General features: G+C 48.9%; 9 protein-coding genes and 1 rRNA gene. All 10 read right to left on the bottom strand.

Going from position 1 to position 10,094, the window contains the following annotated elements; all coding sequences use genetic code 11:
- A 16S ribosomal RNA gene (locus PAEVO_RS28460) occupies positions 1–405 on the bottom strand; the annotation flags it as partial.
- A 469-nt stretch (positions 406–874) separates the two neighbouring features.
- Positions 875–2,590, bottom strand: a complete 1,716-nt coding sequence (locus PAEVO_RS28455) for a LysM peptidoglycan-binding domain-containing protein (protein ID WP_100540829.1) — start codon at positions 2,588–2,590, stop codon at positions 875–877.
- A gap of 163 nt (positions 2,591–2,753) precedes the next feature.
- On the bottom strand, positions 2,754–3,638 hold the full coding sequence (gene ilvE, locus PAEVO_RS28450) for a branched-chain-amino-acid transaminase (protein ID WP_100540828.1): 885 nt from the start codon (positions 3,636–3,638) through the stop codon (positions 2,754–2,756).
- The gene (gene pheA / locus PAEVO_RS28445) at positions 3,639–4,526 is read right to left on the bottom strand and encodes a prephenate dehydratase (RefSeq protein WP_100540827.1); all 888 of its coding nucleotides are present in this window, start codon (positions 4,524–4,526) and stop codon (positions 3,639–3,641) included.
- Complete coding sequence (gene thrB / locus PAEVO_RS28440) at positions 4,523–5,491, bottom strand: homoserine kinase (RefSeq protein ID WP_100540826.1); 969 nt, start codon at positions 5,489–5,491, stop codon at positions 4,523–4,525. The genes pheA and thrB overlap by 4 nt, the downstream gene beginning before the upstream one ends.
- Positions 5,488–6,561, bottom strand: a complete 1,074-nt coding sequence (thrC, locus tag PAEVO_RS28435; protein ID WP_076323143.1) for a threonine synthase — start codon at positions 6,559–6,561, stop codon at positions 5,488–5,490. The genes thrB and thrC overlap by 4 nt, the downstream gene beginning before the upstream one ends.
- Positions 6,562–6,624: 63 nt before the next feature.
- The gene (locus PAEVO_RS28430) at positions 6,625–7,911 is read right to left on the bottom strand and encodes a homoserine dehydrogenase (protein ID WP_100540825.1); all 1,287 of its coding nucleotides are present in this window, start codon (positions 7,909–7,911) and stop codon (positions 6,625–6,627) included.
- 54 nt (positions 7,912–7,965) lie between these two features.
- On the bottom strand, positions 7,966–8,403 hold the full coding sequence (locus PAEVO_RS28425; protein ID WP_009594028.1) for an ACT domain-containing protein: 438 nt from the start codon (positions 8,401–8,403) through the stop codon (positions 7,966–7,968).
- A 275-nt stretch (positions 8,404–8,678) separates the two neighbouring features.
- Positions 8,679–9,332 (bottom strand): hypothetical protein, encoded by a 654-nt coding sequence (locus PAEVO_RS28420; protein WP_100540824.1) that lies wholly within the window; start codon positions 9,330–9,332, stop codon positions 8,679–8,681.
- Positions 9,333–9,377: 45 nt separating this feature from the next.
- The gene (locus tag PAEVO_RS28415) at positions 9,378–10,088 is read right to left on the bottom strand and encodes a hypothetical protein (protein WP_100540823.1); all 711 of its coding nucleotides are present in this window, start codon (positions 10,086–10,088) and stop codon (positions 9,378–9,380) included.
- Positions 10,089–10,094: the final 6 nt, after the last annotated feature.

Raw genomic sequence — 10,094 nt, 5'->3', positions numbered from 1 at the left:
GCTCCGTCAGGCTTTCGCCCATTGCGGAAGATTCCCTACTGCTGCCTCCCGTAGGAGTCTGGGCCGTGTCTCAGTCCCAGTGTGGCCGTTCACCCTCTCAGGTCGGCTACGCATCGTCGCCTTGGTGAGCCGTTACCCCACCAACTAGCTAATGCGCCGCAGGCCCATCCCCAAGTGACAGATTGCTCCGTCTTTCATTATTCCACAATGCTGTGAAATAAATTATCCGGTATTAGCTACCGTTTCCGGTAGTTATCCCAGTCTTGAGGGCAGGTTGCCTACGTGTTACTCACCCGTCCGCCGCTAACCTTCAGGAGTGCAAGCACTCCATCAAGTCCGCTCGACTTGCATGTATTAGGCACGCCGCCAGCGTTCGTCCTGAGCCAGGATCAAACTCTCCAATAAAGTTTGACTTGCTCATTTCTTAACTGACGAGAATTTGTTCAATTCTCTATTTCAACGTCCCACCAAAGTGGTTCGTTTTACTCACTCGTTGTTCAGTTTTCAAAGATCAACTTCTTCATTACCGGCGAATCTCGTTCGCGCCAGCAACTCTTATAATATATCATGTTTGTTTCGATAATGCAAGAGGTTTTTTTAGAAAGTTTTTTTAAGTTCTTCTTAAGTTCTCAATACTTTCGGTTTACCTCTATCCCATCGCATCTTGCTTATCGCGACTGGATTTATAATGTATCATATTTTTCGATTCGATAGCAATACATAATTTCTTCCAAATGGTATTTCTTTTATTAATGGCGGTTAGCAGTATTACATTACAGTAGATTCATAGACAGTATGTCAGGCGAGCATACAAAAGGGACCAAGATGAGGTCCCTTTTTGTTTAGCTATAACCAGGCTTTCATTGATGATGTCTTAACCCTTGATCCAGGGATTGTGGCGCTTGCCTTTTGGTGAGGCTTGAGGCTTGCGTGATTTCTTGGCTGCGGTTCTTGTTTTATTAGCTTGCTGACGATGGACTTTGGCCCGCTCCTTGGCATTCTCTTCAATGGTGGTATCTCTGGATGCGGATGGTTCCGTATCGTTCTCAGCTTCACTGCTGACCGACATATTGGATTGCTTCACTTCGAATGAAGCCGACGGATTGAATGCCGAATCGAACTGCTGGTCATTTTGCCGATCATTCCAGTTTTGTTCATATGGATTTACAAATGGAGGATATGCTCCTTGAGTTCCCATGTGTGCGGACGGATAGCCGTATGCCCCAGCATTGTATTCCATTCCACCCTGCCAAGGTTGATACGGTACCGCCATGTCTGGTGCATACTGATAATGCCCGTGCTGCGGCATGTTATAGTGCGGGCTCACTTCTCCCCCGTGGCACCCGCAAGGAGATGGAACATAACCGTATGTCGCCGCTGTATGATGATGCTCAGGATATGGATGGTAATCGGAACCCATATTCCCTGTATAGGATTCCGTGATCGAGAACTGGGAATATTCCAAGCTCATGGGCTGTTCAGAAACACCCGGATATCCTGAAACTACATTTCCCCAGCCTTCATTGTAGGAAACAGGCATCGCTTCCTGCGGTATATGGTGGTACGGATGGACGGCTGTGCCGTAATCGGCACCATGCCAATGTTTAGGTTCATGGCAACCACATGGTCCTTCATGAAACCCGCCGTATGGAGGCATCATAAATGCAGGCGCTTCTTTAAAAGGAAATTCCGGACACGGATGCGGCATCATATGAAGTGGCATCTCCGCAAAAGGCGGACATGGTTCGGCCATGGGATGGATTGGGTGAGGTAACGGCATGGTTTTGACAGGGTACATAAACTCCGGCTCTATTGGTTTATATGGCGGGTTGTACTCTGGTTTGAATTCAGGTTTGAATTCAGGTTTAAATTCCGGCTTGAAATCAGGCATGATTACGGGCTTTTTAAAATCCGGCATGACATCCGGTTTCTTTACTTCTGGCAGGATCTCTGGTTTCTTGACCTCCGGTAGAACGATCGGCTTCTTGATTTCAGGTAAAATCTCCGGTTTGTACTCCGGTTCGAATTTCTTAGGCTCCTCGGGAAAAGGCGAAATTTCAGGAAGTTTCGGCAAAATCGGCGGCTCGGGCTCCTTAACTTCGGGAACAACCGGAGGCTGCTCGATCGGCGCTGTGATTTCTTCCTTTACCCCGGTGTAATCCTTGCTGCCCGGCTTCTTCTTGCCCGGGGTAGAACCACTGCCACTACCACTGCTCATTGAAACTCCGTCATCTGCGCCAGACTCCGCATATACGCCTGATGAAGGAATGTTCACGACTTCTCCCACCAGCAGGGCATTCGGATTTTTAAGCTGCGGATTGGCATCGATGATTTCCTTCAATGTGACTCCCCATGCCTTCGACAATTTCCAGAGGGAGTCCCCCTGCTTTACCGCATGCTTATGGATAATGGGTTGGCTGCCGCCTGGTACCGGAACAGGCTCTGTCGGTACTTTGATTTTGGTACCGACATCGAGCTTATTCGGATCCACCAGCTGTGGATTGGCATCGATGATTTTCGCTAAAGGAACGTCGTATTTTTTGGACAGCTCATATAGGGTGTCGCCTTCCTTGACGATGTGTATCTTCACGCCGCTAAAACCTCCTACACTCTTCTAGGCGTCATGTAATTCGCCCGCTTTCGTTACTACATCCTATGCACGGAATAGGCGATTGACATCCCTCTGGGCAAAAAAAATCCTTTCATCGACATGAAAGGATTGTTTAAGTCGTTTATTTAGCTGTCCTAAAACATTAGGATTCCCACACTTTATAACCGTCTTGATCCACTATTCTGCGGAATTCCTCGAGCAATTGAAGCGTAATTGGACCAGCCTGCCCTTTTCCGATCATCCGTCCGTCAATTTCACGAGCGGCGATGACCTCAGCGGCGGTTCCTGTAAAAAAGACTTCGTCGGCAATATATACGTCATGCATGCTGAAAGGCTCTTCCTTCAATTTAATGCCGAGTTTATCGCATAGATCAATAATCGCCTGACGGGTAATGCCTTCAAGCGCACCAAGGTAGCACGGTGGCGTGGTGACCACGCCGTTTTTCACGATAAAAATATTATCCCCGGAGCCTTCCGTCACATATCCTTGTGCATTCATCATGATCGCTTCATCCGCTCCCGCAAAGTTGGATTGGATCTTCACAAGAATATTGTTCAAATAGTTCAGAGACTTGATTTTCGGATTGAGTGCATCCGGAATGTTACGGCGCTGGGCTACGGATACGGCCTTCAAACCATTGAGATAAGCTTCTTCAGAGTAGATTGCCAGCTGTTCCACAATGATTAACACCGTTGGTTTAGGGCAGCGACGCGGATCCAGACCCAGATTGCCAACGCCTCGGGATACGACGATACGGATGTACCCGTTGCGCATATCGTTGCGTCGAATCGTTTCAGCCATAGCTTCCAGCAGCTCATCATATGCCAGGGGGATGACTAAATCGATGGACTTGGCGGAATCGTACAGCCGATCCAAGTGTTCCTTGCACTTAAAGATGTTGCCGTTATATATCCGAATGCCTTCGAATATGCCGTCCCCGTACAAAAATCCATGGTCAAAAACGGATACTTTCGCATTCTCTTTTGTGACGAATTCTCCATCCAGATAGATCCATTGCTCTGACATTTACTTAACCTCCATTTTCTCACTCTCGTACGCATAGCCCGGATAAGTACCCAGCACACGAACCAAACATCCCAGCGCCTCTATCTCTCCCATGGCAGCGAGCAATAGAACGGAATCCGCTGCGGCCATGACATCGATATAAAAATAGTAATTACCGAGCTTCTTCTTCGTCGGACGGGATTCGATGCGCGACAGGTTCAGGCGCCGCCATGCAAAAGCCGAAAGCACCTGATGCAGCGCTCCCGGCACATCCTCTGGGAGAGTCACAAGAATGCTGGTCTTGATATGCTCCGGCGAACGGTTGACTGAAATCGGCTCGCGTCCAATCAATACAAACCGGGTGTAATTGTTATCATGGTCGGTAATACGCTCGGCAAGCACGTTTAATCCGTGAGTGGCTGCGCCTAGTGAAGTGCCGATCGCCGCCCATCCCTGGCCGGGATTTTCCTTTACGATCTTAACCCCTTCCGAGGTGCTGCCTACTTGCTCCAACTCAGCCTGTGGCGCAGCCTTCGCGAGGAACTGACGGCACTGGGCCGTTGCTACTTGGTGAGACCAAATTTTTGTGATTTTACTGTAATCCATCGTACCGTCATTTGATTGGAACTCGGCAGCATTTCCGATCAGGTTTTGAATGGATGGATAGACCCACTCCACCTGCATCGGCAGATCCACCTCATTGACCAACCAATCCATATGAAGGCTCACGGAGCCTTCGATGGTATTCTCAATCGGGATCACGCTATAATCGCTTTTTCCTTCTACTGTAGACATAAATACATCAGAGATCAGTTTATGGTGGACAAACTCCACCGGCTCACCGTTAAGGAGATAAAGTATCGCTTCATGAGATACCGATCCTGAGGGCAACAAGGCTATTTTTTTCATGCGGTAACTTCCCCTCTAATCATATCCAAAAAGGATCTATTGTTTATATCATCCAAGAGCTGGACGCCTTCCGCAACTGGATTCAATTGGTAGCACGAAGACGAGATTCCTTCCGACTTCATCGTCTCCATTAAATACGCGCTCAATTCTTCTACCCGCGAATCGTTCCGATCCACCAACGCAATCATCGTCGGGCCCGCTCCGCTTAGCGCAACGCCGAGCGCTCCGTGGCTTGTCGCTTCGGTCAAAATCTTGGTCATCCCTGGCACAAGCGGCACCCGATAGGGCTGGTGAATCCGGTCTTGCATAGCGGCACGAATCAAGTCCAGTCTCCCTGCAGAAAGAGCCGCGGTCATCAAGGAGGATCGACTAATATTATATACAGCATCCGCTAAACTGACCTGGGCGGGCAGCGCTTCCCTTGCTTTGGATGTAGCCAACTCGAAATCGGGAATAACCACGAGCGTTCCGAGGTCAGCTGGAGGTTCAATGCGGATATAATCCGCATGGGCTCCGTCCCATACAGCCGTAATAATCCCTCCAAATAAAGAAGCCCCTACATTATCCGGGTGCTTCTCAAGATCCGTCGCCATGTCAAAAAGCTTGGAATCGGGCAGCGGCGAACCGATCAGCGCATTAGCAGCCGCCAGCGCCCCTACAATCGCCGATGCACTGCTGCCGAGGCCGCGGGTAAGCGGAATTTCGGAATACATGGAAATCTCAAGATCAGGAACAGCCTGTCCCGCCTCTTCAAAAACCATCTGAGCCACCTTGTAGATCAGGTTGCTCTTATCGGTCGGCAGACCGCCCATCTCATCACCATGAAGATGGAATACGGTCTGCTCCGACGCCTTCATCTCGATCCAGGAATACAGAGACAATGCCATGCCGAGTGTATCGAATCCGGGTCCCAAATTAGCCGTACTGGCCGGAACCCTCACCCGGACACCTTGGGACAAACTCATACCCGTGCAGCTCCTTCAAGCTTAGCAATGGCATCCATTACAGCTGATTCCGTATCTGATACGACGAGCGGTTCGGCGTTCACGGTAGAAATGGCGATATTCGGATCCTTGAGCCCATGCCCTGTCAGCACACAGACAACGGACTCTCCACCTTTAAAGTATCCTTCGCGCTTCATTTTATAAACGCCTGCGATGGAGGCTGCCGATCCTGGCTCGGCAAAAATGCCCTCACGCGATGCGATTTTGCGGTATGCTTCCAAAATCTCTTCATCCGTCACGTAGTTAATCTGTCCACCGGATTCTTCTGCGGCGGCAACCGCGGTTTTCCAGCTGGCCGGGTTCCCGATACGGATGGCAGTCGCTACCGTTTCCGGATTCGCGATAGGCTCGCCCTTCACGATCGCCATAGCACCTTCCGCTTCAAATCCAAGCATTTTCGGAAGTGAAGATGATTTGCCCGCAGCATGGTACTCTTTAAATCCTTTCCAGTAAGCGGAGATGTTCCCCGCATTGCCGACCGGAATCGCCAGCACGTCCGGAGCTTTCCCCAACTGGTCAACGACTTCGAATGCAGCCGTCTTCTGGCCTTCGATTCGATAAGGATTCACGGAGTTCACAAGCGCAATCGGATGCTTCGCCGTAATCTCGCGTACAATTTCCAGCGCGCGGTCAAAATTGCCCTCGATCGCAATGACCTTCGCTCCATAGATCATCGCCTGGGCGAGCTTGCCGAGCGCAATATTATTGTTCGGAATGATAACGATACAATTTAACCCGCCACGAGCGGCATAAGCAGCAGCTGCTGCAGAAGTATTACCCGTGGAGGCGCACATAATGGTACGGCTTCCCTCTTCCATTGCTTTCGCTACGGCCATCACCATCCCGCGGTCTTTAAATGAACCCGTTGGATTAAGTCCTTCAAATTTGAAATGCAGATCAATTCCGAGCTCTTCGGATAGATTCACAGCTTTGATCAGGGGGGTGTTCCCTTCCTTAAGCGTTAGAAGCGGAGTACGCTCATTTACCGGCAAATATTCTCTGTAGGTTTGAAGCAATCCTTCATACGGCATCTCTCATGTTCTCCTTTTCTTATGAAAAAATTAGTTCTGGTCATTAAATGGATTCTAATTCAATTATCCTTCAACACGGTAAACACTTTTTATCCGGCGAATGACTTCCAGGCCTTCGAAATGATTCAACACTTCATCCATATTGGCTTTGCTCGCGTTGTGCGTGACGATGATAATCTCAGCGTCCGGATTATGCTCGTTCGGCTGCTGAACAACGGATTCCAGACTGACGTTATATTCAGCGAACACCTGCGTAATCTGGGCAAGCACACCTGCTTTATCGTCCACATGCAGCAAAATGAAATTCTTGTACATGATCTGCTCATCGGTTTTGAGTTTCTTCGGTTTGTAAGGAACGATGGCTTTGAGGCCGTTGACGCCGAGCTTCAGATTCTTGATCACGGCAACCAGGTCGGCAACAACGGATGTTGCGGTTGGCATCTCGCCGGCGCCGGCACCGTAAAACATCGTTTCGCCTACGGCTTCTCCGTATACATAAACCGCGTTAAATACCCCATTCACGGCGGCGATAGGATGTCCATTGCGAACCATCGTAGGCTGAACCGTGATGCTGAACTCATCGTCCTGACGCTCCGCTATACCCAGAAGCTTCATCTCGTAGCCCAAACGCTTCGCATAGGCGATATCTTCTTTGGTCACTTGCGAAATTCCCTTAACGGTTACATCCTGGAGCTCGACGTTCGTTCGGAAGCCGAGTGTGCCGAGAATCGCCATTTTGCGGGCCGCGTCCAATCCTTCCACATCGGAGGTCGGATCGGCTTCTGCATAACCCAGTTCCTGAGCTTCGGCCAGGACATCCTCATACGATGCGCCTTCTTGGCTCATCTTGGTCAGAATGAAGTTGGTTGTACCGTTCACGATCCCCATGATTTTCATGATACGATCCGAGGAGAAGCCTTCAATCAGCGTTCGGATAATGGGAATGCCGCCAGCAACGCTTGCCTCGTAAAACACGTCGCACTGCTTCTCTTGCGCCTTGGCTAATATTTCGGCACCGTGGAGAGCCATCAGATCCTTATTTGCGGTGACGATATGCTTGCCGCGCTCCAGCGCTTCGAGGATATAGGTTTTCGTCTGCTCGATCCCGCCCATCACTTCAACGATGACATCAATCTCCGGATCACGGATGACCGCCCATGGATCTTCCGTCAATTTATTCTGATCCACATTGACACTGCGGTACTTCTCCAAATGTTTGACAGCGATGCGTTCTATTGTAATCGGCGAACCGACCTGACTGCTCAAATCCTCCTGGTGTCCCTCTACGATGCGGACAACCCCTGTTCCTACGGTTCCTAATCCCAAAAGTCCTACTTTGACCGGTTTCATTAATACACTACCTCCTGTATCCCATCACATAGATATCTATTTATTCGTCATAACTTAACCTTGGCCTATCATCTGCACTCTTCTAACTCCAGCTATTCGCCTCAATCCGTCGAGTAGATCATCCAGCTCCTCATTCAACCTGGAAACTTCAACGGAAATCACGACATTGGCGATGCCCTGCAGCGGAATGCTCTGATGAATGGTTAACACATTCCCGCCTTCACCCGCTACCAGCCCCAGAACTTCGGATAGCATCCCGGAGCGATGTTCCATATCGATAGAAATCGTTACGATTTCATCACGTTCCAGTTGATTGATGGGGTGGATTCCATCCTTGTACTTATAAAAAGCGCTTCGGCTAAGCCCAACCTGCTCAACAGCTTCATGGACCGTCCTAACGTCTCCCGACGCCAGCAATTTTTTCACTTGCATCGTCTTAACCACAGCCTCGGGAAGGATGTCTTCCCGGACCAAATAGTAGCGTTCCTTCACAAACGTCCTCTCCTCAAAGACTACTGTATTCGTATAGTGGACATTATACTGGATATACCAAGTAAGGGCAATACATAAGTGTCCAGTTTTTTAGATATTCCGATATTTCCTATGTCAACGCTATAGCCTATACTATATCGCAATTCGAATCGGAACACATCGGTATAAACATCAAAATTGTAAATGATGCGCAAGAAAAAGCAGTCTCCGATATGTGGAGACTGCCCATTGAACAATCATGCTTTCGATTTGAATTCAAACGCTCCGCGTTAAATCTAAGCAACAATGATCGTGCCGCAGTACTCGCACTCTTTTTCCTCTTGGTGTGAAATCACGGTTCTTGCACCGCAGCCGGAACATTCCACAGACTTCGATCCAATATCCTGTTGAGTCTCAGCAGGTTCCACTGACTCTCTGTGCAATGAAGTGATCATCAGCACATCATTCTCAATCCTCCCAGAAGGAAGCATGCGCTCCTTGATCATAAAGTTCAAATCCCGGATCACATGGGCTTGGGTTTGATTCGCTACAATCGCAATATGATCGATGTAAATCAGACGCCGCTGCAAAACGGCCTCTGCGTAAATTCTCAACAGCTTTCGGAATTTCTTGTCTGCTAGGTCAGCAGCAACAAGCAACAGCATGGCAGGGACTAATAGGCACAATGCCATCGCTAAATTGCCGTTTAAGAATTCCTCGCTGGTTTCGCTCCCCAGTGATATGATCAGTGAGGTCATAATGTACGTACCGAACAATACCCATCCGATCAGCCTTGCATTTCTTCCCCTGAAACTATGATGTTGTTGCGTAGGTAATATCCGAAACGCAGCAATGATCAAAGCTAATGGAAAGAACACATACGTCAGACCAATAATAAAATAATCGAATTTTGAAAATTTCGGTTTAAAAGGCTTCGCTAAAACGCTCATACCAAGATCTCCTCATTTGTTTCTTAATCGAACGCATGAATAAGGTTAAGCCACAATCACCGAACCGCAATACTCACATTCTTTTTTCTCCAAATGCGTTACGACCGATCTTGCCCCGCAGCCCGGACATTCCACAGATTTCGGACCAGGATCGGGCGCGGCTTCGTTTCGGGTTATTGGCGTTCTAACATCACCTAGTGAATACTGCACTCGCTGGCCACTGCGCGAAACAAATTCCCCTTGCAATGGGGACTGGGACCTCCTCTTCAAGGACGGGATGATGACAACACCGTTGTCCAGCTTTCCGCTTGGCAGCATACGCCGTTCAAACATGAATGTGATATCCCGTACGGCATGTGCCGGCGTTTGTCCTGCTTCTTGAGCAATATGTTCAATCTGGACGAGCCCTCTTTGCAGAATGGCATTCGAATAAAATTGCAGCAAACGGTTGAATTTTTTCTCTTCTTTTTTGGCTATCAACAGCATGATGATGGCTGGAATCAGTATAATAACGCCCCACACGATGGAAGCCGAATAGAGGCCGTCGACATCTTTATCATCCATCGTCGCGAGGATCATAAGCAATTCAAAGATTCCATAGGTTATGACCAGAACCCACCCGAAGAGCCGGTTGTTTCTTCCCTTACACTGATTATGGCGATGGGTGACAAGGACCCGAACAGCCGCCAGCGCGATAATGGAATAATCCATGCCTGTGAATTTCTGTTTAAAGCGCTTCAGATCAGACGCTCTCATATTCCA

Source organism: Paenibacillus sp. GM2FR (genome assembly GCF_002803325.1).
Taxonomy (GTDB): domain Bacteria; phylum Bacillota; class Bacilli; order Paenibacillales; family Paenibacillaceae; genus Paenibacillus_AQ; species Paenibacillus_AQ lautus.
The sequence above is the reverse complement of the archived record's forward strand: the minus strand, read 5'-3'. Positions and strand labels throughout refer to the sequence as shown.